Source organism: Exiguobacterium sp. s80 (assembly GCF_018618725.1).
GTDB lineage: Bacteria > Bacillota > Bacilli > Exiguobacteriales > Exiguobacteriaceae > Exiguobacterium_A > Exiguobacterium_A oxidotolerans.
Genome location: NZ_JACSMP010000001.1, coordinates 709883 through 733319 on the forward strand (window position 1 = coordinate 709883; position 23437 = coordinate 733319).

Genomic DNA, 23437 nt, shown 5'->3' on the forward strand with positions numbered 1-23437 from the left:
TTTTCAAAATGAAGCAAATAATACAGGGTGATGACTAAAAAAGTAATGCCAGGTCAATCACTAAAAAGATAGTAGTGTAAGTGATTGATAAAGTAGTCGAATACTTTAAGGCAATCAGCGGTGACAGCAAATAATGATAACTGATTGAAATGGAAGCAATCATATAGATGACTGTATTAAAAAAATACGATTTGTTCGAAAAATCAACAACGTTCGTGCGGATTTTATAAATCAAGGCACTTAAGTAACAAACGTATGAGAGGACCCAGATAAAATTAGACAGAAGAGGGGTGTTGATCTCTTGATTAATCAAGGTTAAGTAAAACCAAATGGCTGTCCCGAATGTCGAGAAAAATACACCCAGTGATAAGAGAAGCCAAAATGTTTTTAATCGAGTCGTTTTTTGTTGATAAACTTGCCACAGCCAGTAGAAACTGATGATGCCAATGCTGAATTGTACACCGTTCGACAGCAGTATCCGGGTGCTAGCTGTCGAGATGAATGTGTTGCTTATCAGATAGATAGCAGACACGACGATCGTCAATAGCACAAGAATGTTTTTGAAGACCATGGTTGATTGTCCTCCTCTAAGCGAGTTGTCTAAAGATAGTTTTTCCCTATATCTTTTTATCGGCAAGATGCTCTAAAAAATCGAGAGGTGGACATGATTTAAACTAGAAAACCTAGCAAAATCACGACAACCGGCAGTCATTTCGGACGAAAATCAAAAAAAGAGATGACATGGTGTCATCTCAGCTTGTAGCAAAACTTTTATGAAGATAAAAGATTTTGTTTGGGAATGCAAATCTACCCCCGTCTCGTCTACGAAGCGGAACAGCATATAGGAAAAAAGTATCCTACTTTTCACGTAACACGTGTCGGAGTTCGCTGACGCCAAGGATCAGCATACAAAGTGCTAACGGGATGAAGAATACTAAAAACGATAGTGTTGTTATGACATCCAATAAAAATAAACTGATCAGGATGATGGTCAAAATGGTCGTCAAGCTGACGAGCGAACTGCGGTTAGACATCGTTCTCCTCCTTTGAGTGATCGTTCATCCGCAAACGGACATACCGGATGATGGCTGGTACCGCAATCGAAATCGAAAAAGCGCTTACGAGCAACAAATCGGCCTGCCCGAAAAATAAATAATCGATGCCAATCAACAAGAATAATAAAATCTGGATGATCCGAAAACGGAGCCGTGTACTGCGGTGAATGATGTCCTGTTCTTTTGTTCGACTGGCGTGGTGAGTATTCTGACTCAGTAATTCAAAATAAAAATAACTGAGGACGCCGAGTTGGACGACCGAAAAGAAGGTAGCGCCTGTCTGTTCAAAGAAGATACTAAATAGGGTCATCCCGAACAGGAGTAAGTAGAGTGATAATACGATTCGTTTCGTACGTGTAGTCAAAGTAAGTCCTCCTGGAAGTCAGTCGATGCTACTCTGTTCTACGGCACGGCAAGGAAAATGTTTCAAGCTATGAATGCATACAAAAGGAACTTAAGAAACAATGAGGAGGAATCAGGATGAGTTACGGGATTTTTGGGAAAATTACGACGACGGCGGGACGGCAAGAAAAATTGGTGGAGCTGTTACTTGAAGCAGCAGCCTCGCTTGAAGACGAGCCGTCATGTCTCCATTATATCGTCAGCGTATCAGAAGAAGCGGACACGGTCATCGTCCACGAAATTTGGACGAATCAAGCGTCGCACAAGGCGTCACTCGAGCTTCCGGCGACGCGGCGCCTGATTGAGCAGGCACGCCCGCTCATCACGGGAATGGAGCGGTTATTGACATTCGATCCGCAAGGCGGAAAAGGGTTATAAAGGGTAATTTTTGATGTTTTAGTCGAAAGTTTGTAAAAAATTAGAACTTTTTTTGCCGATTGACGTAGAGTATACATGAGGTGAGTATGATGGAAAAACGACGAAGAATTCAACGTATCCGTGAAGAAAAGGAACGCATCGCGTTCTTTCGCATTATTTTTGCTGTAATGTTTGGTTTTAGTATCTTTGCACTTCTTCAATATGAAACAGCAATATGGCCGAAAATCCTTGTCGGGGTCAGCTTCCTGGCACACGGATGCCTGCACTGGATTGAAGCGAAACGGGTCGGAGCATTATCAAACAGCCAACCGGCGCGCAACCTGATTCGACTCCGTTACGCGGTTGATTTTGCGTTAATCGGTCTGATTGCATGTTTCTTCCCGTTATTAATTTGGTTAGAATTGCCGCTTGTTCCAAGTTTCATCGGTTACTTTATCGGCCTGCTGCTTTTTTATCTGATTGATGTGTACCTGGAGCGGAAGGTGCAGACCCTTGATCCGCTGCAACCGACAAAAAAAGAATTACGCAGTAAAATACCTGAACTGAAAGCCAGATGACTTTAAGTAGGGGATGAACAAAATGGAAAAACAAACAAAAATTCTAATCATGCAGCAGGAAAGCAAGCGGAATTTTTTTAAACGATTGGCATTGGTAGGAGTCGTCGCGCTAAGTCTGTATGGCTTGGTTCAAACGGGAGCTGACGAATGGATTGTCCCACTGCTCGTCATCATCGTCCTCATCCATGGACTGTTACTGCTCGGCGAGGCAAGACGAATCAGTGCCCTATCAAGCATCAAAGCAGCACGGCGGCTGATTCGTTTCCGTTACGCGGTCGAGTTCGGTTTCGTTCCCGTTCCTTTATTGATTGCGCTTCAGGCATGGATCCCTGATTATTGGAGTATATCTGTTTTAATCGTTCTTCTGCTGGCTCTGCTGTTGATTGCCTTTTTAAAGCAATACCTGGAATTGCGCATCATGCGGACGGATCCGAGTCACCCGACGAACGACGATCTACGAAAAAAAACGCGGATGGCAAACTAAAACAGTACTTCTACTCGCGCATCAACCAACGGGTAGAAGTACTGTTTTTTAGTTGAGTTCGATTTTGACGGTAGTCGGTTTTGCAAACGCGTCACTTGACGCGAACATGACGAAGACATTTTCCGTTTCCGGTACTTCGTAGACGAGATCGACCCTTGATTGATAAGGAGCAAAGTACTGGTAACTGTTTTTCCAGGCCTTCTCATTGCGGTTGACGTAATCGACCGTCTCGTAGACATGCCCATTCCCATCCTGAAGCGTGAACCGGTCCGGTTTATATTGACTGTAGGAGCCGAGTACATCTTCTGTAATATCCGGGTCATGTAAGAACAATGGGAGCGTGATGTAGCGTTTACCGGCTTGCTGAGTCAGTTTGAGTTCAGCCGGCGGGCGGTCTAACAGTTTCCCGACACGGAAGGTGGCATCCTTTAATTTCGGGTCACCGGGATACGTTTTGAGCAGCCCCTGATTCATCAGCTTTTCGATTTTTGCCGTTTCCCGTTTCGACGGTTGTGACGCGGTCGATTTTTTGGCGGTCAAATCGGCGAGCTTCGTCCCTGTCGTCGTTTCAGTTGATTGAGTTGTCGGCTCGGCCGCCGGTTGCTCGACTTCACTCGTCGTCGCAAAGAAGAATAGTCCGGCGACACCCGCGACAAGCGCGGTCCCGACTGTTCCGAGCGCGACTTTGAAGCGGCGTTCCGTCGCCTTGGCATTGACGGCGACGCTCCCGATGGCTGCATTCGGTGTGATTTTAACCGCGCGGTAGGCGGGTAATAAGGCACCGATGATCCCTGTCGTAATCGGAATCAACAGCGTCAGGCTCAGGAATCCGAGCTCGGCTATCGGGAATTGATTGTACATCTTGTAAATCAATCCGAGTGAGACGGCAAGACCGATCAATCCGGCAAACAGACCGGTCATGACCCCTTCAAGCAAGACGAGTTGACGAATCATCCCGTCACGCCAGCCGGTCGCTTTCAGCACGGCGAGCTGTGATTTCCGTTCGTTGACGTTCTGCCACATGATTTCCGTCGTCGTCAAGATGGCGATCAGCAGGGCAACCCCCATCGCGACATAATGCATCATGCCGACTTCAAGGGCAACGAATTCGCCGAGCTAGGACGCATACAAGACCCCCTTGAGCCGGAATGTGACGAACAGGAAGAAGATGAACAAACTGGTCGGTAAGGCGATTGCGATAAGCGATAGTAATGTTCGTTGCCAATACGTCGCCAATTGGTTGATGCTCATGCCAAGGACGGACTGCGAACGGACGAAACGACGTCCCCGTGAGACTTCTCCCGCCTGGATGCTTTCGTACGGTTGAATCTTCCGGATCAATAGCATCGGGACGAACGTGCCGCCCCAGTAAATCAACAGTCCGGCGAGACCGATCAGAACGATCCGGGCAAGGGCGATCGGATGATCCGTCGTCAGCCAAAACGTCCCGAGAATCACCCAGGCAATCAAGGCGACGAGTGAACCGAGTAACGTCGCTTCGAGGAACAGCATCTTCGACAGCTGGCGCGGGCGCCAGCCGAGGGCCAGTAAAATCGCAAATTCTTTTTTCCGGGCGTAAAGCAGGATGATATTCGAGCTGAAGACATAGACGAGTGCCACCAAAATGACGCTTGCGATGACCCCACTCATCCCGACTTTTGCTTCCTGGAAGATTGCCATTGAGGAACCGAGTTTAATCCAGGGCTGCTGGATCCAGCCGAGCGCCGGCTGGTCTTTAAGTCCGGGCAGATATGTCAACGCCAGTTGCGGTGACGAACCGAGCGTGACATCCGTGATCAGTCCGGTCTTGTCTTCGATTTCCTGCGCGACGGCCTGTAATTTTTTCTCGCTTTGTTCATTCATCGTATCGATGCCTTTGACATTGACCCGGATGACGGAGATGGCCTTTTTGCCGCGAATCTTGAAAGCAGCGTCAAGCGTCGTCAACATCGAAGGTGGTTTTGTCATGAAATCGTACGGATCGTTTGTTGGTTTGACGTCACGCGGCGGGTTGACCGGTGTCTCATTTTTATCCATGACCCACTGTGCCTTCGCCGGGAAATAGGTTTCCATCGGCAGTTCCGTAAGCGGATCTTTCGATAAATTCAATTTCTTCGGATCAAACACCCCGATGTAATAGGGATTGATCCGCGGCCAGTCATCACTCGACGTCCCGAACTCGCGTGCTGCCCGGTACATGCTGCGTTTCGCAAGCAGGGAATCGGGGTTGATCAGCTTCGGTTCGACCTGATAGGTGAACGGCCACCGGGACGGATAGGGACTCTTGACGGATTGATAGCTGATTGGTGAAGGCTTGAGAATCAGCCATTCCGAGTAGCCGCTGTATTTTTCAGGTAATGAATTGTTCAAAATATCATGAATGAATTGTTTTTGGACTTGCGCCGTCGTAATTTTATACGTCTGTGCCTTTTCATCGACGGTAGGGAGCTTGTCTAAGTATGTTTTGCCGCCCTTTTTCGTGACCTCTTGAATCGTCGGTACCATCGAGTCATCAATCAGCGGTAAATCAAGTTTTTCATATTTATAGGTCCGGGACGCATCGATGTAATCTCGTTCGTTCATTAAAACCGGAATCATATCGACGTTCTCGAGCGCCGTCACGACGTCTTCATCCGTGAAATAACGGCTGTGGTCCGACTTTTTCGTCGCTTGATCAAGCCCGACGAGGCGTGCTTCCGCTTCCGGATCAATCCCGGCAATCATCGTATCACTGCCATACTCGTCGAGTGGTTGTTTTCCGAGACCGACCGGTGAGACGCCGGATTGTCTTGTATCGCCGCTCGCATCCCAGCCGGCGGCTAAATAACGGACCGTCGTCGACTTGTCGACCTGCAGGCCGGTATTTTGATAATCGGTGATCGTCAGCTTATAGAAGCCGGGGTCATCAAAGGTATGCGTCCCGACGGATGAGCGTGTCGAGTTATTTCCGATCATCGCGATCGGCGCTGCGACTTCGACGTCCGTGATGTCTTTAATTGTCTGATACTGTTTCATCGTGATGCCGCCGTCGAGACCGCTCATATAATTCGGCTCGAGTAAATGTAAGTCTTCCGTTACGCTCCGGCTTCCCGGCGGCCGGACGACGATATCATATGACGAGTTCCAGCGTTTTTGCAGTTCGTCAACGACGGTCCCATTGTTCGCTTGGGTCGTCCCGATTAAATAGCTCAGTCCTGTACTGACAATCAGGACACCGACGAGTAACAGGATGAACCGTTCTTTGTTTCGCCACCATGAGTTCCAAATGAAGGACATCATAGGCGTCCACCTCCTTTTACGTGTAGCGATATGAAAGACGGCCTATTCCGAATCGGAACCGGCCGTCGTTTTAACCGATCAGGGTAGAAAAGATCAGCATGTTAATCGATGCTGATTTTGACGGTATACGTCTTCGGGAAAGCATCGCTTGACGCAAACATAACAAACGTATTAGCATTTTTCGGGACGTGGTAGACGACATCCATCACGAGACGGTTCGGAGCGATGTATTGATGTTCGTACTTCCAGGCTTTTTTGTTATGGCTGATGTAGTCGACCGGAGCATAGTCATGTCCGTGCCCGTCATTGATCGAAAAAGCATTCGGACGATAGACGCTATAGCCGTCTGACGTGCCTTCTTTATCGTGCAGGATGAGCGGGACGGTGATGTAGCGGTATCCGTCTTTTTCTTTCAGCTTTAATTCTTTTGGGGCAGATAAGACAATCGGGTCCACGCGGAAAGTATTTTTCTTTAAGGCCGGATCTCCCGGATACGTCTGGACCATTCCGGCACTCATTAATTTTTGGATTGACGGGGTACTTGACACGCGGGAAGTGGTGACTTTCGTGACAGTAGTGTCAGTCGCCGCGACATCCGATACCGTTTCGTCCTGCGTATTGAATCCATCTGTATTCGTAAAAGCAAAGACAGCTCCTCCGGCAAGGACGGTGATTGTAGCGAGTGAAAGCAAGCGTTTTTGAGTCGTCATCATGGAAACACTCCTTCTCCTGTTTAATTTGGGAATAATTATCAGAATACTCAGTCTAAATATACTGTTTATTATTTCCAAATGCAACTCTTCTTCGTGTAAGATGGGAATGAGAAAATGGAAATAAGCATTCGACGGGCTGGATTACGTCCGGTACCTGATTATCAACATGTTGAAAAGAAGAAACAAAAAATGATGTGGAACCGAAATGTTTTTTGTATATAATGTAAAAAAGAAACGGGGGATGCTTGATGACAACTGAACAATTTTACAAGATGTTACCAACACTTGAAACGGACCGTCTGCTGTTACGGCCGATGCGCCAAGAGGACGTAGACGATTTATTCGCCTATACCCAGGACGAGGAGACGGCGCGTTACGTGACGTGGAATGCAAATCAAACGGTGGAACAGGCAGAGCAATTCCTGACTTACGTCCTGTCAAACTACGAACAGGGGAAACAGGCACCGTGGGCAATTGAATGGAAGGCGACGGGACAGATGATCGGCACGATTGATTTCATTCATCTGTTGCTTGATGAAAACAAACAGGCCGAGCTCGGGTACGCGTTATCGCGGCAATTTTGGGGCAAAGGCATCGTCACAGAAGTCGTGGAACGGGTGCTGGACTTCGGTTTTGAGGCGTTACAGCTGGAACGGATTCAGGCACGGTGCATGGAACCGAACGTCGGTTCAGCACGGGTGATGGAAAAGGTCGGGATGACGTACGAAGGCACGTTACGCCGTTTGATTTTCGTCAAAGGGACGTTTCATGATGTCAAGATGTACTCCATTTTACGGGAGGAGTACGTGACGCAACGTCAGGCAGCGGAACAGAACGAAAAACAACATCAATGAGCGAATGAAGCCCCCGACCACTTTGAGCGGTCGAGGGCTTTTTGATTATGTTCTGTTCTCAATCAACGAATCGATGACGGTAACCGTGTTCGTGACCGTATCTAGAATCCGTGTCCGTCGATCGTCTTTTGACAGGAAAATCGCTTCGCCGGTCGCGTCATACGCAAACGCCGTCGGAATCGAAAAGCCGCAGTTGCGGTAAGACCCGTCGGCATGACTCGTCCCGATCACGATGGCGGATTGCTGGCGGCTGATGCGTGCTGCTTCGCCTGACCACTCGGCATATTGTTCCGGACTGAACATTCCGACGCCGATCGGATTGAAAATTAACTCAACGGTATCGTTTTTCAGCCCGTCCAGTCCTAAGAAGATTTCGCGACAAAGCAGGTACCCGTACCGTTGTCCATCATCGTCGACGGTCGACGGTTGATAGAGCGGACCAGCTTCCGGCGTTTTTGCCCGGTCGAGGACGACTTCCCCGTGTTCGTTAATGATCAAGGCCCGGTCCAACCGATCGGCGTCCCGGTACCCGGTGACGATCATCGTCGTGTACTGTTTTGCAAGTTGACAGAGCGTCGCGAGATCGGTCTGCCGGCAGTAGCCTTCCGGATACAACACGATGTCAATGTCAGGGTAGGCGGTAATGTCTCGTCGTAACTGTTGTAAGTCTGTTTCTTGTTTCGGTTGTCCAATCAAAATGTGCATGTGGCATTCGCTCCGTTCGTATCATGGTCTAATAAATCTATGTAGCTGACTTGATTTTAGCATAATTTGTCAATTTCAAAAGGAGAACGTCACGCCGTCTGATTTAGGAAATGTGTTTCGCCGGCAGATCTTCTTTAAAATATAGTTGTTTACCCGGCAGGAGGACAGCGATGCTTTGAAGGAGACTCAGTCCGACCAACAGACAGGCGGCCGTCAAAACGGTGAAGCGGAGCGGGAACAGGTCACCCGTAAAACCGACGAATAAAATCAATACGATGTGGAGCATGCTTTGCCCAAGTCCATAAAGGCTCGTAACCCGACCCATCAATTCATCGGGCACATTGTTTTGATAAAACGTCATAAAGCCGGTCCCGGAAAAGGCGTTAAAAAAGCCGAGCAAGATGAAGCCGGTCGCGACGAGTAAAAAAGAAGTGGCCGTCGCATAGATCAAGTAGCCGAGTGCGACGAACAGGTATCCGCTGACGAGCAACGTTTTGAGCGGCAGGTGACGCGAGAATCGGGCGACGGTCAGTCCGCCGAGCACGGAACTGATGCCCGTTAAGCTGATCAACAGTCCATAATCGGTTGCCGACAGTCCGACGACGGTCTGCAGAAAGACGACTTCCTGGGCGTCCATCGCCAGCGCAAGGCTCATCGTCAACAATCCGATGACATAAACCGCGATGATAAACCGGTTCGACCGACTGAATCGGGCGACGGTGCGCCAGTCCGCTGCGACGTCGGAGAATCGTAATTTCTCGACAGCGGGCGGACGAGGGACGGAAGGCAGGAAAGCTAGTAATATCCCGGAAACGACAAACGAGCCGGCATTGATCCAAATCGCGACATCGGTGGTCGCGACGAGTAACAGCAGACCGGCTAACGCCGGACCAATCAAAAAGGCACTCGACGTGATGAGACCCCGATAGGCATTAAACGTTTTCCGACCGGTGTCCGGCACGAGTTGTGTCAGGTAGGTCGTCGCAGCAGGTTCAAAAAATGCTTTGACAAGGGCGAGGGCGAACAGCGTCAGGTAAATCAACGGCAGTGTCGACAGGAAAGGAATCAGTGCGACGAGCAACGCCCGGATGAAGTCCGTCCCGATTAACCACCTGCGTACATCGACCCGGTCAATCAGACTGCCGGCCCAAAATTTCGTGAACAGTGCAGCAAACGGACCGATGATCCAGAGTCCGGCGACTGCGGTGGTGGAGCCGGTCAATTGATAGAGGTAGACATTGATTGCGACGAGGTAAATGAAGTCGCCGAATTGCGAAATGCCGAATGAAGCCAGGAGCGTCGTAGTACGAGACAAGGGGGATCCACCCGCTTTCTTTATACATATATTACCAATAGTATATCGGATGATTGTGGGGTTCACAATGCCTGAACCGTGCAGGTTGTTTGTACCGATTTGTCGTATTACTTAAGTAACAAATAAGCTTGAGGAGGGGTACGATGAGAGCCGTCATTTGTACTGCATATGGTCCGCCCGATGTACTGAAGCTGCGAGAAGTAAAACAGCCTGTCCCGAAAGCATCTGAGTTGCTGATAAAAGTCCATGCCTCCGCCGTGCATTCAGGTGATCGTCGTCTGCGGGCACTCGATGTACCGGCAGCAGGAAAACTTCCAATGCGTGTCGTCATCGGGTTTAAAGCACCGAGACAGCCAATTTTAGGGGTTGTCTTAGCCGGCGAAGTCGTCGCGACAGGCAATCGTGTCCAGGATTTTAAAGTCGGCGACCGTGTCTATGCCCTGACCGGGATGCGCTTTGGTGGTTACGCTGAGTATGCCTGTTTCAAGGAAACGAGCTGTGTCGGGCAGATGCCGCGCAGTGCAAGCTTCACGGAAGCAGCCAGTCTTCCGTTTGGCGGAACGACCGTCCTCCACTTTTTCCGGAAGCTGAACCTTAAGCAGGCGAAAACGATCTTGATTTACGGAGCCTCGGGCGCCGTCGGTTCGCTTGCTGTCCAAATCGCCAAACAATACGGACTTCATGTGACGGCGGTCTGCAGCGGACGGCACGTTGAGTTGGTGAAAGGTCTTGGCGCGGATGGTGTCGTCGACTATACAGCAGAAGGATATGATGCGCACCTGACGACGTATGACGCAGTATTTGACGCGTCCGGAAAAATTGACAAACGAAGGTACGTAAGCACGTCGGAGCGAAAGGGGCGTTTCGTTCAGTCGCCGGACAAGGCGTCGCGCGGGCGCTGAAAAAAGATTTGCTACTACTGAATGAGTGGTTTGAAACTGGGAAGATCAAAGCAGTCATCGATACGGTTTATTCGCTCGAAGAGATCGTCGCTGCCCATCGTTACGTCGATTCCGGGCGGAAATACGGCAATGTCATCGTGTCGGTCGTGGAGGATTCCGGTAAAACGGATTAGATGCCACATCGTCATGACGGATACCGTCGGACTGACGCAAAAAACAAAGTAGAACAAAAAACACCTTTGCCTGCAGCGTTTCAAAGGTGTTTTTTATCTGCGTGGAACGTCATTTCAAGACGTCATACGTCGCCATGATGAACTGACCGGACGGACGATAGCCGGTCAGCCGGAACCGTGTCTCAAGCGTCCCTTCCGGAAACAGTGGAATCCCGCTGCCGAGGACGACCGGCGCGATCGCCAGTTCGAGCTGATCAATCAATTGTAACCGTAAGGCTTCTTGAATCAACTCGCCGCCGCCGACGAGCCAAATCTTGCCGTTGATGGTCGGACTAATCCGGTCAATCAACACATCGAGTGGCTCATTCGTGTAGGTCGCGTATTCGGACTGTTGATCGTTCTGCCGGGTCAACACGTAGTTCTCGAGTCCACTGTACGGGTAGTCCTCACTGAGGACCAAGACTTCGTCAAATGTTTTTCGGCCCATGATGACGGCATCGACGTCTTCCATGAACGCCGCGTACCCATTATCACCGTCCCCTTCGACAGCGAACAGCCAATCGAGCGAGTCATTTGATCGGGCAATCTTTCCATCGAGACTACAGGCGATATATAAAACGGTTTTAGTCATCAATAACTCCTCCTTTTGTTCGAGCTATCTCTAGTCTACGCTATAATTATGACAAAAGATGTCGTAATTAGAGAGGGGATTTTGTATGAAAGGTCGCCATTTGAAACTGATGCGTCTGCTTAATCGGCAACAGCTATTGACGGCGCGGGAGCTCGCTGAAGCGTGCGGCGTCTCGTTACGGACGATTCAACGGGACGTACTCGAACTTGAAGCAAACGGATATCCGATTTACAGCGAGCGGGGAGCAGAGGGCGGATACCGGGTCCTGCCGAACCGTTTGCTGCCGCCACTTGCCTTACGGGAACAGGAAGCGATCACTTTATTTTTAATGCTCGACTGGGTCGGTCAAATTCCCGATCTGCCATTCGGTCCGTTACGGGGGGATCTTGCTGAATGGTATCTCCATGAACTGCCGCCGGACCTTGAAGCGAAGATGGACCGCCTGAAAGGACGGGTCCGTTTTGCTCGACCCGATACGCCGCCGTCTCCGTTGACGCGAGACGTGTTGCGATTGTTGGAAGCGGAAGTCAAAGGGGAAATCACTTACCGGACGACAAGCGGACGACGGACGATTTTGATGGATCCGATCGGTTTAACGTTTGAACGCAATCGCTGGTATCTGCTCGCCCAGACTGACCGGGGACTGCGGCAGTACCGGGTCGACCGGATGGAGCAGGTCTTACCGACGACTATTTCGTCCGAACAGCTGACATTCGAGGAGGCAGAACGTCAGGTGAAGTCAGGTGAACAGGTGACGATCCGACTGGAAATGACGTCACTCGGAGAACGGTTGCTTGAAGGGATTTTACCGCTGAACGCACAGCGGACGTGGTCTGTTCCGGTTACCGAATTACCGTTTCTCGGACGGCAGTTGTTTGGACTGGGCGAAAACGTAAAAGTCCTTGAACCGTCAACACTAAAGGAAGAAATCCTGCAACAGGCAAGGGATATGCTCGCGTCCTATGATGCCTGAAAAAAGGAGTGATTCTCCTATGCCAGCAAGAAATTATGGTACGATAAAACTAGAGAAAAGTGAAAGAATGGAAGTGATTTACTATGGAAACGTTATCATTGATTTTACTGTTACTGGCCTTAATTTTGTTGACGAACGTCATCGGACATTACATCCGTTTTATTCCGACGGCCCTGATTCAAATCATTGTCGGTACGCTCGTTGCTTTATCAATCAAAGAACTTTCGATTGAAGTCGAATCGGAATGGTTTTTACTGTTGTTCATCGCTCCCTTACTGTACAACGACAGCTCGCATTTTCCGCGGGAACAACTGTGGAAGATGCGCGGGGCGATTCTCGGCAACGCCATCGTGCTCGTCTTATTGACGACCGTGATCGGCGGATACTTCATCCACTGGATGTTGCCGGTCATTCCGCTCGCTGCCGCCTTTGCGTTAGCCGCGATTTTATCACCGACTGACCCGGTCGCGGTCAACGGGATCGCAAAACGTGTCCGGCTTCCGGAACCGATTTTAAATCTTGTCCGGGGAGAATCGTTGATTAACGATGCGTCGGGACTCGTCGCCTTTAGTTATGCCGTCACGGCCGTCATGACAGGCTATTTCTCTTTACGTGAAGCTTCGTTTGAATTCGTTTATATGTTTGCTGTCGGTGCCGTCGTCGGCCTTGTCATCATCGTCGTGATGAACTGGCTGAAGATCCGGCTCCGCCGGTCAGGAATTGATGACGTCGTCTTTTATGCCCTCCTGCAAATCTTGACGCCGTTCATCATCTTTTTCGTCTCGGAAGAACTGCTTCATGCGTCTGGCGTCATCGCCGTCGTCGCCGGTGGCTTACTTCATGCCTTAATTAAGGAACGGACAGAGACGTTCTTTGCCCAGGAACAAGTCTTGACGGATAACATTTGGACGATGATTGCCTATATCTTGAACGGGGTCATTTTCTTATTGCTTGGTTTGACGTTGCCCGGAGCGACGCAGGCCATCTTCATTGATGACGCCATCAACAACTGGCGCTTACTCGGGTACGTCAGCTTAATCGGTCTTGTCATCCTCGGGATCCGCTTAGTCTGGACACTGTTCTTTAATTGGTTTGATCATCGCTTTCTTCGTAAAGAGGAGCAACGGCCACCTTCGTTCAAGCGCGACTTAATCACGACGCTCGTCGGTGTGCGCGGGACAATCACGATGGTCGGTGTGTTATCGCTGCCGTTTTTGACGGATGCTGGTGTTGCATTCCCGGAACGGTCGTTGATCATCTTCCTCGCGGCGGGCGTCATCATCTTTACGTTAGTGCTCGCGACGATTGCCTTACCGTTGCTGAGTCAAAAAGAGACGGTCAGTCAAACGGACTTCGGATTGAATGCCCAAAAACAACGGATGATGTTACGGGCGATTCAGGAAGTCAAACAGGCGACGAATTCCGATAATTCACCGGTCGCGTTTGACCTGCTGAACGAATACCATGTCATGTTGCGGTTGCTGCGTGCAGAAGAGAAGAGCGAACAGGAACTCAACGTCTACAACGAACAGTTGAAGGAACTGCGCCTTGAAGCCGTCGCGTGGGAAACGGAATTCGTCAAAGCGTTCTTTAAGAACCATGACGTGCCGGATTTACTGAAAAAAGAAACGGTTGCCTCGATTGAACACCGACGCCGGGCGATTCATTCCGAATCGACGGTCCGGCTCTATCAGCCGTTACGGAAGCTGATGCGAAAACGTAAACGGTTCACGTTGTCACCGGATGAATTGATTCGTCTGACGGAGATGGAACATGCCCTCTATGAACATGTCATCGGCGACATCATCGACCGGCTCGAGACGTGCCGTGACAAGTATCCGACGGAAGTCGTCCAAAGCGTCAAAGGACATTACTTCCGCCTCCGCGGTAAACATACGCAGTGGGCGTCACCGGTCGGCAGTAAGGGCGACGTCGAACAGCAAAAAGAAGAACTGTGCTTACGGGCGATTGAAGTCCAGCGGCAAGAAATTGCCGAAATGTCGAAGGAAGGGGACCTTTCTTCGGAAAAAGAAAAAGAGTTGCGCCGTTTCATCCACTACATCGAAAGCGTCGTTCTCTATGAATATGTCGATTAATTAAAAAAGTCCCGTCTCTGTTGTTTCAGAGGCGGGACTTTTTGGTTTAACCGAGTGACAAGTATTTGACTTCGAGATAATCCTCGATGCCGTAGACGCCGCCTTCACGACCGAGTCCACTTTCTTTGTAGCCGCCGAATGGTGCTTGGGCAGCAGACGGCGCGCCGTCATTTAAGCCGACGATGCCGTACTCGAGTTTTTTACCGAGTAGGAGCGCTTCGTCGATCCGTTCAGAAAACGCATACGCCGCAAGACCGTAGGGTGTGTTGTTCGCGCGTTCGATGACTTCGTCAAGTGTCTCGAAGACCGAAATCGGTGCGAGCGGACCAAATGTTTCTTCCTGCATACAAATCATGTCTTCCGTGACGTTCGCGAGAACTGTCGGTGTAACGAAGTAACCGACCGAGTCATCGATCGTACCGCCTGTTAAGATCGTTGCACCTTTCGCAACCGCGTCGTCGATGTGTGCTTTGACTTTCTCGACGGCTTTTGCGTTAATCAAGGGTCCGATCGTTGAATCGGCGTCAAGACCGTTCCCGACTTTTAGTTTGTTCACTTCCGCGACGAACTTCTCCGTGAACGCGTCGAGCACAGAGGCTTGGACGTAAAAGCGGTTCGTTGCGACGCAGGCCTGGCCACCGTTGCGGAATTTCGAGCGGATTGCTTGTGTGACGGCTTTGTCGATGTCCGCGTTTTCCGTGACGATGAACGGTGCATGACCCCCAAGTTCAAGTGATAGTTTTTTCATCGTATCGGCTGCCTGGCGCATGATCAATTTACCGACGGCAGTAGAGCCGGTGAACGTGATTTTGCGAACACGGCGTTCGGCTTGCCAGACACCGCTGATTGTTGCGGCGTCACCTGTTAAGACGTTGATGACACCAGCCGGAATTCCTGCTTCTTCAGCAAGTTCGACGAGGCGAAGGGCTGTGAAAGGTGTTTCTTCCGACGGTTTTAAGACGACCGTACAACCGGCTGCAAGAGCCGGGGCGAGTTTTCGTGTGATCATCGCAGCGGGGAAGTTCCACGGTGTGATCGCGGCGACGACGCCGACCGGTTCTTTTTCGACGAACAGGCGTTTACCCGGAACCGATGCCGGAATTGTTTCCCCGTATATCCGGCGTGCTTCTTCTGCATACCAGCGGACATATTGATTGCCGTAATCGACTTCACCGAGTGCTTCGACAAACGGTTTTCCTTGTTCGCGTGTCATGATGTCAGCGACTTCGTCGCGGTGTTCATTGATCAAGCGGTACCAGGCGTCGATTTTATCGGCACGCGCATCCGCCGTTAAGCTTGACCAGGTGACGAAGGCATCGCTCGCCGCGTCGACTGCCCGTAGAGCGTCATCTGCTGAACTGCTTGGGACGTGCCCGAGTAATTCTTTTGTTGCCGGGTTAAAGACCGGAATCGTTTGTTCTGTTTCGTACCATTGTCCGTTCACTACATTTTTTTCAATCATGTGTTGCACCTCCATGTGTTTTCATTACGTCCCTAATTAAACACCCGGAAGGCGCATTTGTGTACTTCCGATTTGGAGGGGGGACATAACGGAATGGAATGACTATAAAAATTAGAGGATCTATAAAAACACGACGAAAAAGGACTCACGATTTACAATCGGAAAGTCCCGTTTCGTTCCTACTTAAAACCCTTTAATCGTCATCCCGCCGTCGACGAACAGTGTCTGACCGGTGATGTACGATCCGGCGTCCGACGCGAGGAAGACCGTCGGACCGACGAGTTCCGTCAGTTCACCGACCCGTCCGAGCGGTGTCACGTCGACGATGTCCTTTAAGTATGCCGGATCGGCCAGTAACGGTTCCGTCAGCGGCGTCTTGAAATACCACGGACCAATCGCATTGACGCGGATATTTTTCGGACCCCATTCGAGGGCGAGGACTTTCGTCATCTGAATCAAGGCCGCCTTCGTCGTCGCGTAGACGACACCGGTCCGCAAAGCGACGTGACCTGCGACCGAGGCGATGTTGATGATGTTGCCACCCGTGTCCTGCATCCGGCGTCCGACTTCCTGCGAAAACAGGAAGGCCGACTTCAAGTTCGTCTGTTGGATCGTCTCCCATTCGTCTTCCGTGACGTCGAGCGCTTTCGAGCGGATGTTCATCCCGGCATTGTTGACGAGCGTATCAATCCGGTCGACGAGCGTATAGGCTTTTTCGACCGTCGCGACGACTTGCGTCCGGTCGGTCACGTCACACGTCAGGACGAACGCCTGTCGTCCGAGTGCTTCAATCCGGCTTGCCGTCTCCCGTAAATCCGCTTCCGTCCGGGCGACGAGGATGACGTCAGCACCAGCTTCTGCCAACCCGATGGCAAGTGCCCGTCCGATGCCGCGTCCGGCTCCGGTCACGAGGGCTGTTGTTTGATCAAGTCGAAACGTCGGTAAGTACATCTAGCCACATCCTATCTTAAAAAAAGTCTGTCTTTACTGTACGTCTAAATTGACTGAAAAGAAAGAAAAATGCTGTAAGCACTTAATTTTAATGTTATTATTTGGGAAAAAAGGAGGGATGAGATGAAACGGAAAGTAGGGATAGCTATTTTGGTCGTTTGTTTTTTAGCAGCCTCTTTTCAAGTCTTCGGGCAGTATCTCTACACGACATATATTCATGAACCGGCTGACTATGCGTTTAAGTACGACATCAAACCACGTAAGCCACTCGGCTCACCAGATTTGAGGGGGAAACCTTTTCCCGCTGGTCCGATGCCTCATTTTGTTGATGTGACATTTCCGAAAGCACTCGCTTCAGTCGGCGCCATCGTGACGATCGGGCTGTTGATTTTACTGGCGTCTGTGTTGAAGAGGAAACGGAACAAACGAACGGTAAAACAAAGTGGTGATACCTCTTTTGAAGAGGAGCTGAACATCTTACCAAAACCGTCAACGTCGCCGAGTAATGATACACATTCTTACCAATCAAACAATGCCTCTGAAGTCCGTCGATTGATTCAGATATTTGACCAGCGGCTTCCCGCTTCATCTAGGCGTCGACCGGAAGAGACGATGAAGGAATGGTTAGAGCGGATCGGGCTGACAGTTGATCCGGTGCTCTATCATCTCGTACGGTACGGGGAACAGGATGAGACATTATTTAAACAGGCAGACGTCGATATACTACGGCAACAGTTGCGGCGTCATCCAGGAAATTAACGCACGGTACTGTGCGTGGTGACAGCTTATTATGGTAGGAGGCAGACAAATGGTGAAGCAACGATGGGTAGGTCTTGTTTTGGTAGTCGTTCTTGTCGGATGTGGAAAAAGTTATCCGATTGAACAAGCAATCGAAAATGGTGATATTGTAACGACGCCAAGTCGTGAGAATGTGGAACGGTTCCAGACATTTTTGAACCAAGTCGATCAAAAAGGCAAGGACAGCATCCGGATTACTTCCTACACGACAGAAGGTGACCCGGTTTTTCAGGACGTCACGTATGACGGACAACAGTTCAGTTATTCACTCGATTCGTCGCAAGATGAGTTCGGGAACCAAGCGGACGACCGGGACGGGGAAAGCTGTCAGGCGTTGAAAAAAGACCAAACAGACGAAACGCACGTCTATCTGTTGACAGATTGTGCCGAAGGAGAAGATCATCCGTTACTCGAAGCGACAGCAGCAGAACTCGGAAAGTAAATCAGCCTTCCGGAATCGCTTCATACAAGTACGTTTGATTTTTTTCGAAAATGTAGAGGACACCCGTCGTGTCGCCCCGGTACAGTTTCGTTCCTGCCGGCCAGTCTGTCGCCATCCCTTCCGCTAAGGGCTCGTTTGCGGTCAATTGTTTCGTGACGGTCGCAAACGATTTGACGTCTGCCTGTGTAAGCGTCACGGGTGCATCGGATAGCTGGTAAACACGGTCTTTGATTCGGATTAAGTCGGCATCTTTGTTTTGACGGGCTTCTGCGGCGATTGTATCAGTCGTCGAAACACGTGTCGTATCGTCGGAACAGCCGCTTAACGGGATGAGACTGACTGCGAGGGCAAGTGAAAGAATACGTTTCATAGAGTGATACCTCGTTTCTTAAGAATCGATGATTGGTTTCTTACAGTTATACGGTAGAATCAAAGGTTAGTTTTTTAAATCCTGTTTTTCCTTTAAAACAACTCAATCAATCGCTGCATCGTATCCGAAAACGAACGAACAGGTGTGTAGCCGAGCGTCCTAATTTTATCCGTTGTGTAGAGAGGGCATTCAACCGGTCGGTCCGGCACCTGATAGGGTTTACCGGACGCCTTTATCAGTTGCATCCGAAATTCGGTCTCCGGGATGTTGGCGTCAACCGCATGAAAGATATCTCCCGGTGTTGCGCGCCGGACGGCAAGGTGAACCATTTCCGCCAGATTATCGGCGTGGACCCAGTTGACCACATCATCCGGATGGACCCACGTGACAACTTTTGTTTCCTGCATCCGTTTGACTTGACGGTCGCCCCAGTAAGAGTTTTCTTCGGCGCAGATCGCACCGGGACGCAGGATGATGACGTCAAGCCCGTCAGCCGCATACTGCTGTAAAATCCGTTCGGACCGCACTTTCGTCAAGATGTACGGTGCCGGATGATCGTCGCTCAGTGGCGTCGCTTCCGTTATGAGACCGCCCGCCGGTTCGCCGTAAACGGAAGTCGTCGAGATGTGGAGGAATAAGGCGCGCGCGTCAAGCGTGGCAGCCGCGAGATATTCGACTCCGGTGACGTTCGCTGCTACGGCAAGTTCGATGTCGTCGCCGAGGTAAGCGGCACAGTGGACGACGATGTCGATGTCCTGCATCGCTGTTTCAAGCGACGCGGCGTCCGTCAAGTCACCGAACGCGGGCGTAATCCCAAGTTGTTTGCAACGGTCGGCTTGTCCTTCGCTCCGGACGAGCCCCCGGACTTCGGTTGCTTCTTCTATAAAACGGCGGGCGACCCGTGGGCCAAGTGTTCCGCTGATCCCGGTGACGAGAATCCGTTTTCCTGTAATCTCCATAAGGATGACCTTCTTTCTATCGTTAATTGCCGTGCTCAATCGTTTCGACAAGCGGCTCCTGATCCGTCCGATAGTCGAACCGGATGACGTCATGTTTCTTTAAAACGGATCGGTTGTCCCGCTTGCCATAAATCCGTGTTTTCCGGTCAACCGTGACTTCTGTCAACGCATAGGAGGCGTCCGGGTCCTGTTCGTCCGGTCCTAAAAAGATCTGGTCTCCTTGTATGTCGACGATGACGTAGGCGTCGTCTGCCGAACAGGCACATAGAACGAATGACGTCAGGCAACTAACCAACAAGAACTGGATTTTGTATCTCAAGGATTCCACCTACACTATCTTTAGCTAAGAAATGGCATCACGTTAAATTTTGCTCCGTATGCATAGGACGCTCACTACAGGAGGAGACAGATGAGTCGATTCGTAAAAGGTATGTTATTCGGTTTTGGATTAATTCTCGGAACTACTATAATACTCGGAGTCCTCTTCATCCGGTCGATGCAACCAGACGAGGAGCAAGAAAAAATCGTCAAACGCCAAGCAGAAGCTTATCTAGAACAACATTATAAAGAGGCCGAAGTTGTAGACGTCTACTTTGATAACATGGGCAACCATGTAGCATTTGATTACGCGGCGCAAGTCATCGATCGCAAAACAGGCATTGAGTTTTTAGTTTATCTCGATCAGTCGACAAACAAAGTTGTGGATACCTATTACGTCGAACAGTGGACTGCCGACGTGGTCGCGGTCATCCAGCCGTCAGTTGGAGAGGTGTTCGGGAACGATGCGGATTATCTTGTCCATTTTGATGAAGAAAGCGTGATAGCGTTAAATCTTCAGCCGGGTGCCGAGGTGGATTATCGTGATACGAAAATTCCACCGACAATCAGTATCACCCTTCACCGCAAGCAACAAACGACTGACAAAAAGCGTTTAAACAACTTGAGTACAACACTGCAGTCAAACAACTACCTCCCGCATGGCACGATTCAAGTCGAATATGTGGATGAAGATGGTGAGGTATTTGAAGGCGGGGAAGAATTGAAAGCAGTGTTTTAAAATGTTACTTCAAAACAGTCCAGGCATCATACGTTTCTGCCTCAATCCCTAACTGTGCCGACCGGATCCAGTCAAAGGCTTTGAGGACGAGCGGTGATGCATTGTCAGGCGTCACGTCCTGTTCCGAGACCCAGACAGCCCCGAGCGAGTCCTGTCCGTCGAACTGTTCCGGGACCGTGATGGCACCGCCGATTGCCTTGACGGTGTAGTAGACGGCGATGTGGTGGACGTCGGTGAAATTTCGCCAAAGCCACGGCAGTTTGAAGTCAATCACGCCGATGTTTTGGAGGAGTTCGATTTCGAGACCCGTCTCTTCGCGGAACTCGCGGCGCATCGCATCGGCTAACACTTCACCGTCTTCAAGGCTGCCTCCCGGGAGGTCATAGCGGTTGATATACGGACCGCCGTTTTTGTTGATGACTAATAATTGATGGTCTTTTACGAGCAGGCCATAGACGCCAAACGCGCGGTGGCAGGTGGTTACTGACATATGTAACGACTCCTTTTTCAGTTGATAGTGTGCTGCAAGATGGTGATTAGGGAATGGAACAGACCTATGAGATAATCGGTTCCCAAGAAAAGGATCCAGACGGCAAGCGGTATTTCAAGGCTCATCAATGCCTGCGTCCATCGGTACGTCGCTTGTCTTCTTCGTAAATAACAATCAACCGTAAAGAACAGGACGGCAGCAATCACGCTGAGGAAAGCGATAAGTGGGTTGAGGACAAGAAAAACGAGACCGAACGAGACGTGGAATATGCCGGAAAGAACGACTTCTTTTCTATTCTTTGCTTGGTTTCGGTAGATGAATCGACTGAATGTCTCACTCAAAATCGATGTCGTCACACCATAAAGGAAGATGACCGGAAAGCTGTACATCAAATAGGCAGGAGTACTGATGATCACGGTCGAGAGGTAGCGCAGGATTGAATAACCGATATCAGCACTCGGATAAGGAACGAACAGCCCGAGTACGATCGCAAACAGTGAACCTGCAAGTGAGGCGGCGATGATTTTGCGGTAAAAGACTAGAATCACGTCCATTCCTTGAGGCTATGTGTATTCAAATGAATGAATGTCCGAGTATACTAGCGATATAGGAGGTTGATGCAAATTGAAGAAAAATTATACAGTCATATTTCTCCTGCTGTATGCTGCCGCCATCACGGGGGGACTTGGACTGAGTAACCTGTTTGACTCCGCGATGTTCGTCGGTACTGGTTTAGGAACCCTCTTCCTGCTGTGTGCACTATTATTTCTCGGAAAAAAGCAAAAGGGACCGAAGACACAGTAATTTCTAGCGCTGTGTCTTTTTTTAGCAGACGGGATGTTTCAATCAGTCATGGAACGGATGTCACAACAGCAACCGGCATGATCGCTGGCTAAATCAATTGCTTTTCGTTTAATAAACATGAATGTTCCTGACTTGAGCGATGCTGAGGCACGGCATTCTATATGATTATAATTATAAAATATAGGAAATGGAAGGAATAATTGGATTTTTTAACGAGGGATAATGTACTAAAAGAAAAAGCGAGATGATGCAGAACGGAGGACACTAGATGTTTGCGAGAATCAAAAATCGACAACAAGATCGCCTGGCGACAAACGTAACGATTACCGGAATGCTCCTTTTTATAGTCACGCAGTGGTTTTTTGTCCTGTACGTGATAATGTTCGTCCTGTACGTGTTCAGTTTCTGGGACACGTCGAAAGATCCGTTGTCTAAAACCATCGCTGTCAATACAATGAGCCTCCTGTTATTATGGCTGCTCGTGTTTTTGTTGCAACAATTCTTGAGATGAAGAAGGGATAACATGAACATACTACTGACGAGCTGTACCGCGAAAGACATAGAAGCACTATATGCCTTTGAAACCGAAAACCGTCTCTACTTCGAACAATCGATTCCTTCACGGGGCGACGCCTATTACTTGCCGGAGACGTTCAAGGAACGGCACGCGGCGCTCCTGCAGGAACAGCAAGACGGCAGTTCGTTCTTTTACCTGATCAAGGACGAAGTCGGAACAATTCTCGGTCGGATCAATCTGGTCGACCGGAACCAAATCGAAAAAACTGCTCAACTCGGCTACCGGATCGGACAAATACATGCGGGAAAAGGAATCGCCAAAGAAGCCGTCCGCTTGCTACTCGAACAATGTCGGGAACACGACATTGATGAAGTCCAGGCCAAAACGACGGATGCAAACATCGCTTCACAAAAAATCTTGGCGCACAACGGATTTGAGCCGATAGACAAGAAAGAAGAAGCGGTGTTAGACGGTCAACGGATACAATTGATGCATTACAGCTGGAGACGGTAAGGTGTTTTTAGCGAATTTTCCCGTTGAGCGGAGTCATTTTTTAGGGGGAGTAAGCGGTCGCTTTCGTTGCAACTGATAAGATGTCCAAAAATAACAGAAAGCCGATGACCCGGCGAGCAAAATGGCGAGCAACAAAAAATAGAGGTCGCTGAATACATAGTTGCCCTCATGGTTGAACAGCAGGAGGGCTAGGGCAATTAGACTGCCGGACAAACCATAGAGAACAGCTGATATGAAAAAAGTGTTCCGACTAGTCGGAAAGAACAAAAGGATTCGTTTCATAAGTAAGTCAACCATAAGTCCTGAAATTAAAATTATTGGAAACGAATAAACGGTGTAGATTAAAAAAAGATCAACGGCTGAAAAATAGACATCTTCGCCGAAATCTTGGAAAAATGCGTAGATGGACAAAATCAGAGTCAACAGACCCGATGTTACGATTGACGTCAGTCCGGCGGCAATCAGTTTGTTGAACATACGAAAACATCCTTTTCTTATGTAGAACGCCGCCCAGTTCGTTCGATTATCCAAGATACGATGAAGTAGAGCATAGCTGA

Annotated in this window: 30 protein-coding genes; 13 read left to right on the forward strand and 17 right to left on the reverse strand. The window is 49.6% G+C overall.

From position 1 onward, the window contains the following. Positions 1 to 34: 34 nt before the first annotated feature. From KNP94_RS03730 to KNP94_RS03740, 3 genes are all read right to left on the reverse strand, one after another. Positions 35 to 571, reverse strand: a complete 537-nt coding sequence (locus tag KNP94_RS03730) for a hypothetical protein (protein WP_215115262.1) — start codon at positions 569 to 571, stop codon at positions 35 to 37. A 286-nt stretch (positions 572 to 857) separates the two neighbouring features. Then, complete coding sequence (locus tag KNP94_RS03735; RefSeq protein WP_215115263.1) at positions 858 to 1034, reverse strand: hypothetical protein; 177 nt, start codon at positions 1032 to 1034, stop codon at positions 858 to 860. Further along, positions 1027 to 1419 (reverse strand): hypothetical protein, encoded by a 393-nt coding sequence (locus KNP94_RS03740; RefSeq protein WP_215115264.1) that lies wholly within the window; start codon positions 1417 to 1419, stop codon positions 1027 to 1029. Before KNP94_RS03740 ends, KNP94_RS03735 begins: the two co-directional genes overlap by 8 nt. Positions 1420 to 1535: 116 nt before the next feature. On the opposite strand from KNP94_RS03740, the gene KNP94_RS03745 reads away from it, so the two are divergent. The 3 genes from KNP94_RS03745 (at position 1536) to KNP94_RS03755 (ending at position 2876) form a co-directional block, all read left to right on the forward strand. Continuing rightward, a complete protein-coding gene (locus tag KNP94_RS03745) occupies positions 1536 to 1835 on the forward strand; it encodes a putative quinol monooxygenase (protein ID WP_215115265.1) in 300 nt (99 codons plus the stop codon). A gap of 89 nt (positions 1836 to 1924) precedes the next feature. Beyond that, positions 1925 to 2392 carry a hypothetical protein gene (locus tag KNP94_RS03750; RefSeq protein ID WP_215115266.1) on the forward strand — a complete coding sequence of 156 codons (468 nt, stop codon included), beginning with the start codon at positions 1925 to 1927 and terminating at the stop codon, positions 2390 to 2392. 22 nt (positions 2393 to 2414) lie between these two features. Continuing rightward, entirely contained in the window at positions 2415 to 2876 is a 462-nt protein-coding gene (locus tag KNP94_RS03755; RefSeq protein ID WP_215115267.1) for a hypothetical protein, read from the forward strand. A 48-nt stretch (positions 2877 to 2924) separates the two neighbouring features. On the opposite strand, the gene KNP94_RS15880 is transcribed toward KNP94_RS03755, so the two are convergent. The 3 genes from KNP94_RS15880 to KNP94_RS03765 all read right to left on the reverse strand — a co-directional run bounded on the left by KNP94_RS15880 (position 2925) and on the right by KNP94_RS03765 (position 6868). Next, the gene (locus tag KNP94_RS15880) at positions 2925 to 3959 is read right to left on the reverse strand and encodes an ABC transporter permease (RefSeq protein ID WP_251132562.1); all 1035 of its coding nucleotides are present in this window, start codon (positions 3957 to 3959) and stop codon (positions 2925 to 2927) included. Between the two features lie 33 nt (positions 3960 to 3992). Next, positions 3993 to 6155, reverse strand: coding sequence for an ABC transporter permease (locus KNP94_RS03760; protein WP_251132563.1), 2163 nt, complete (start codon positions 6153 to 6155; stop codon positions 3993 to 3995). Positions 6156 to 6256: 101 nt separating this feature from the next. Continuing rightward, complete coding sequence (locus KNP94_RS03765) at positions 6257 to 6868, reverse strand: hypothetical protein (protein ID WP_214894269.1); 612 nt, start codon at positions 6866 to 6868, stop codon at positions 6257 to 6259. Between the two features lie 248 nt (positions 6869 to 7116). Between KNP94_RS03765 and KNP94_RS03770 the strand changes: the two genes are divergently transcribed. Further along, positions 7117 to 7722: a GNAT family N-acetyltransferase gene (locus tag KNP94_RS03770; protein ID WP_215115268.1), complete on the forward strand. Its 606-nt coding sequence runs from the start codon at positions 7117 to 7119 to the stop codon at positions 7720 to 7722. Between the two features lie 45 nt (positions 7723 to 7767). On the opposite strand, the gene KNP94_RS03775 is transcribed toward KNP94_RS03770, so the two are convergent. After that, positions 7768 to 8427 (reverse strand): hypothetical protein, encoded by a 660-nt coding sequence (locus KNP94_RS03775; protein ID WP_214769300.1) that lies wholly within the window; start codon positions 8425 to 8427, stop codon positions 7768 to 7770. Between the two features lie 103 nt (positions 8428 to 8530). Next, positions 8531 to 9742 carry an MFS transporter gene (locus KNP94_RS03780; RefSeq protein WP_215115269.1) on the reverse strand — a complete coding sequence of 404 codons (1212 nt, stop codon included), beginning with the start codon at positions 9740 to 9742 and terminating at the stop codon, positions 8531 to 8533. Positions 9743 to 9885: 143 nt separating this feature from the next. Here KNP94_RS03780 and KNP94_RS03785 point away from each other — a divergent pair, with 143 nt between their 5' ends. Together KNP94_RS03785 and KNP94_RS16200 are read left to right on the forward strand one after the other, a co-directional pair. Further along, a complete protein-coding gene (locus tag KNP94_RS03785) occupies positions 9886 to 10644 on the forward strand; it encodes an NAD(P)-dependent alcohol dehydrogenase (protein ID WP_483299332.1) in 759 nt (252 codons plus the stop codon). Positions 10645 to 10652: 8 nt separating this feature from the next. Further along, positions 10653 to 10817 carry a zinc-binding dehydrogenase gene (locus KNP94_RS16200; protein WP_483299333.1) on the forward strand — a complete coding sequence of 55 codons (165 nt, stop codon included), beginning with the start codon at positions 10653 to 10655 and terminating at the stop codon, positions 10815 to 10817. Positions 10818 to 10926: 109 nt separating this feature from the next. Here the strand turns inward: KNP94_RS16200 and KNP94_RS03790 are convergent, their stop codons facing one another. Continuing rightward, entirely contained in the window at positions 10927 to 11448 is a 522-nt protein-coding gene (locus KNP94_RS03790; protein ID WP_214894277.1) for a dihydrofolate reductase family protein, read from the reverse strand. Between the two features lie 85 nt (positions 11449 to 11533). Here KNP94_RS03790 and KNP94_RS03795 point away from each other — a divergent pair, with 85 nt between their 5' ends. Together KNP94_RS03795 and KNP94_RS03800 are read left to right on the forward strand one after the other, a co-directional pair. Then, complete coding sequence (locus tag KNP94_RS03795; protein ID WP_215115270.1) at positions 11534 to 12421, forward strand: helix-turn-helix transcriptional regulator; 888 nt, start codon at positions 11534 to 11536, stop codon at positions 12419 to 12421. Between the two features lie 83 nt (positions 12422 to 12504). Then, complete coding sequence (locus tag KNP94_RS03800) at positions 12505 to 14517, forward strand: Na+/H+ antiporter (RefSeq protein WP_214765962.1); 2013 nt, start codon at positions 12505 to 12507, stop codon at positions 14515 to 14517. Between the two features lie 46 nt (positions 14518 to 14563). Here KNP94_RS03800 and KNP94_RS03805 read toward each other — a convergent pair whose 3' ends face one another. Together KNP94_RS03805 and KNP94_RS03810 are read right to left on the reverse strand one after the other, a co-directional pair. Continuing rightward, positions 14564 to 15979: an NAD-dependent succinate-semialdehyde dehydrogenase gene (locus KNP94_RS03805; RefSeq protein WP_029329917.1), complete on the reverse strand. Its 1416-nt coding sequence runs from the start codon at positions 15977 to 15979 to the stop codon at positions 14564 to 14566. Between the two features lie 183 nt (positions 15980 to 16162). After that, positions 16163 to 16930: an SDR family NAD(P)-dependent oxidoreductase gene (locus KNP94_RS03810; RefSeq protein ID WP_214765966.1), complete on the reverse strand. Its 768-nt coding sequence runs from the start codon at positions 16928 to 16930 to the stop codon at positions 16163 to 16165. Between the two features lie 123 nt (positions 16931 to 17053). Here KNP94_RS03810 and KNP94_RS03815 point away from each other — a divergent pair, with 123 nt between their 5' ends. After that, positions 17054 to 17689: a hypothetical protein gene (locus KNP94_RS03815; RefSeq protein ID WP_215115271.1), complete on the forward strand. Its 636-nt coding sequence runs from the start codon at positions 17054 to 17056 to the stop codon at positions 17687 to 17689. 49 nt (positions 17690 to 17738) lie between these two features. Beyond that, complete coding sequence (locus KNP94_RS03820; RefSeq protein ID WP_214845643.1) at positions 17739 to 18170, forward strand: DUF4362 domain-containing protein; 432 nt, start codon at positions 17739 to 17741, stop codon at positions 18168 to 18170. 1 nt (position 18171) lies between these two features. On the opposite strand, the gene KNP94_RS03825 is transcribed toward KNP94_RS03820, so the two are convergent. From KNP94_RS03825 to KNP94_RS03835, 3 genes are all read right to left on the reverse strand, one after another. Then, complete coding sequence (locus tag KNP94_RS03825) at positions 18172 to 18540, reverse strand: hypothetical protein (RefSeq protein WP_215115272.1); 369 nt, start codon at positions 18538 to 18540, stop codon at positions 18172 to 18174. 92 nt (positions 18541 to 18632) lie between these two features. Further along, positions 18633 to 19499: an NAD-dependent epimerase/dehydratase family protein gene (locus KNP94_RS03830; protein ID WP_215115273.1), complete on the reverse strand. Its 867-nt coding sequence runs from the start codon at positions 19497 to 19499 to the stop codon at positions 18633 to 18635. Positions 19500 to 19521: 22 nt separating this feature from the next. Further along, positions 19522 to 19818 carry a hypothetical protein gene (locus KNP94_RS03835; RefSeq protein WP_251132564.1) on the reverse strand — a complete coding sequence of 99 codons (297 nt, stop codon included), beginning with the start codon at positions 19816 to 19818 and terminating at the stop codon, positions 19522 to 19524. 90 nt (positions 19819 to 19908) lie between these two features. Between KNP94_RS03835 and KNP94_RS03840 the strand changes: the two genes are divergently transcribed. Then, positions 19909 to 20556 (forward strand): hypothetical protein, encoded by a 648-nt coding sequence (locus KNP94_RS03840; RefSeq protein ID WP_215115274.1) that lies wholly within the window; start codon positions 19909 to 19911, stop codon positions 20554 to 20556. Positions 20557 to 20560: 4 nt separating this feature from the next. On the opposite strand, the gene KNP94_RS03845 is transcribed toward KNP94_RS03840, so the two are convergent. Beyond that, positions 20561 to 21046: an NUDIX hydrolase gene (locus tag KNP94_RS03845; protein WP_214803611.1), complete on the reverse strand. Its 486-nt coding sequence runs from the start codon at positions 21044 to 21046 to the stop codon at positions 20561 to 20563. A 17-nt stretch (positions 21047 to 21063) separates the two neighbouring features. Next, positions 21064 to 21594 carry a hypothetical protein gene (locus KNP94_RS03850; RefSeq protein ID WP_371816000.1) on the reverse strand — a complete coding sequence of 177 codons (531 nt, stop codon included), beginning with the start codon at positions 21592 to 21594 and terminating at the stop codon, positions 21064 to 21066. A 76-nt stretch (positions 21595 to 21670) separates the two neighbouring features. Between KNP94_RS03850 and KNP94_RS03855 the strand changes: the two genes are divergently transcribed. Continuing rightward, positions 21671 to 21850: a hypothetical protein gene (locus KNP94_RS03855; RefSeq protein WP_215115276.1), complete on the forward strand. Its 180-nt coding sequence runs from the start codon at positions 21671 to 21673 to the stop codon at positions 21848 to 21850. Between the two features lie 523 nt (positions 21851 to 22373). After that, positions 22374 to 22880, forward strand: a complete 507-nt coding sequence (locus KNP94_RS03860; protein WP_215115277.1) for a GNAT family N-acetyltransferase — start codon at positions 22374 to 22376, stop codon at positions 22878 to 22880. Between the two features lie 33 nt (positions 22881 to 22913). Here KNP94_RS03860 and KNP94_RS03865 read toward each other — a convergent pair whose 3' ends face one another. Next, complete coding sequence (locus KNP94_RS03865) at positions 22914 to 23357, reverse strand: hypothetical protein (protein ID WP_088837057.1); 444 nt, start codon at positions 23355 to 23357, stop codon at positions 22914 to 22916. Positions 23358 to 23437: the final 80 nt, after the last annotated feature.

Bases quoted from the DNA above. Each gene is read 5' to 3' on its own strand.
- KNP94_RS03730 (WP_215115262.1), bottom strand. From the start codon at position 571: ATGGTCTTCAAAAACATTCTTGTGCTATTGACGATCGTCGTGTCTGCT.
- KNP94_RS03735 (WP_215115263.1), bottom strand. From the start codon at position 1,034: ATGTCTAACCGCAGTTCGCTCGTCAGCTTGACGACCATTTTGACCATC.
- KNP94_RS03745 (WP_215115265.1), top strand. From the start codon at position 1,536: ATGAGTTACGGGATTTTTGGGAAAATTACGACGACGGCGGGACGGCAA.
- KNP94_RS03750 (WP_215115266.1), top strand. From the start codon at position 1,925: ATGGAAAAACGACGAAGAATTCAACGTATCCGTGAAGAAAAGGAACGC.
- KNP94_RS03755 (WP_215115267.1), top strand. From the start codon at position 2,415: ATGGAAAAACAAACAAAAATTCTAATCATGCAGCAGGAAAGCAAGCGG.
- KNP94_RS15880 (WP_251132562.1), bottom strand. From the start codon at position 3,959: ATGCATTATGTCGCGATGGGGGTTGCCCTGCTGATCGCCATCTTGACG.
- KNP94_RS03760 (WP_251132563.1), bottom strand. From the start codon at position 6,155: ATGATGTCCTTCATTTGGAACTCATGGTGGCGAAACAAAGAACGGTTC.
- KNP94_RS03765 (WP_214894269.1), bottom strand. From the start codon at position 6,868: ATGATGACGACTCAAAAACGCTTGCTTTCACTCGCTACAATCACCGTC.
- KNP94_RS03770 (WP_215115268.1), top strand. From the start codon at position 7,117: ATGACAACTGAACAATTTTACAAGATGTTACCAACACTTGAAACGGAC.
- KNP94_RS03775 (WP_214769300.1), bottom strand. From the start codon at position 8,427: ATGCACATTTTGATTGGACAACCGAAACAAGAAACAGACTTACAACAG.
- KNP94_RS03785 (WP_483299332.1), top strand. From the start codon at position 9,886: ATGAGAGCCGTCATTTGTACTGCATATGGTCCGCCCGATGTACTGAAG.
- KNP94_RS03790 (WP_214894277.1), bottom strand. From the start codon at position 11,448: ATGACTAAAACCGTTTTATATATCGCCTGTAGTCTCGATGGAAAGATT.
- KNP94_RS03795 (WP_215115270.1), top strand. From the start codon at position 11,534: ATGAAAGGTCGCCATTTGAAACTGATGCGTCTGCTTAATCGGCAACAG.
- KNP94_RS03800 (WP_214765962.1), top strand. From the start codon at position 12,505: ATGGAAACGTTATCATTGATTTTACTGTTACTGGCCTTAATTTTGTTG.
- KNP94_RS03805 (WP_029329917.1), bottom strand. From the start codon at position 15,979: ATGATTGAAAAAAATGTAGTGAACGGACAATGGTACGAAACAGAACAA.
- KNP94_RS03810 (WP_214765966.1), bottom strand. From the start codon at position 16,930: ATGTACTTACCGACGTTTCGACTTGATCAAACAACAGCCCTCGTGACC.
- KNP94_RS03815 (WP_215115271.1), top strand. From the start codon at position 17,054: ATGAAACGGAAAGTAGGGATAGCTATTTTGGTCGTTTGTTTTTTAGCA.
- KNP94_RS03820 (WP_214845643.1), top strand. From the start codon at position 17,739: ATGGTGAAGCAACGATGGGTAGGTCTTGTTTTGGTAGTCGTTCTTGTC.
- KNP94_RS03825 (WP_215115272.1), bottom strand. From the start codon at position 18,540: ATGAAACGTATTCTTTCACTTGCCCTCGCAGTCAGTCTCATCCCGTTA.
- KNP94_RS03830 (WP_215115273.1), bottom strand. From the start codon at position 19,499: ATGGAGATTACAGGAAAACGGATTCTCGTCACCGGGATCAGCGGAACA.
- KNP94_RS03840 (WP_215115274.1), top strand. From the start codon at position 19,909: ATGAGTCGATTCGTAAAAGGTATGTTATTCGGTTTTGGATTAATTCTC.
- KNP94_RS03845 (WP_214803611.1), bottom strand. From the start codon at position 21,046: ATGTCAGTAACCACCTGCCACCGCGCGTTTGGCGTCTATGGCCTGCTC.
- KNP94_RS03860 (WP_215115277.1), top strand. From the start codon at position 22,374: ATGAACATACTACTGACGAGCTGTACCGCGAAAGACATAGAAGCACTA.
- KNP94_RS03865 (WP_088837057.1), bottom strand. From the start codon at position 23,357: ATGTTCAACAAACTGATTGCCGCCGGACTGACGTCAATCGTAACATCG.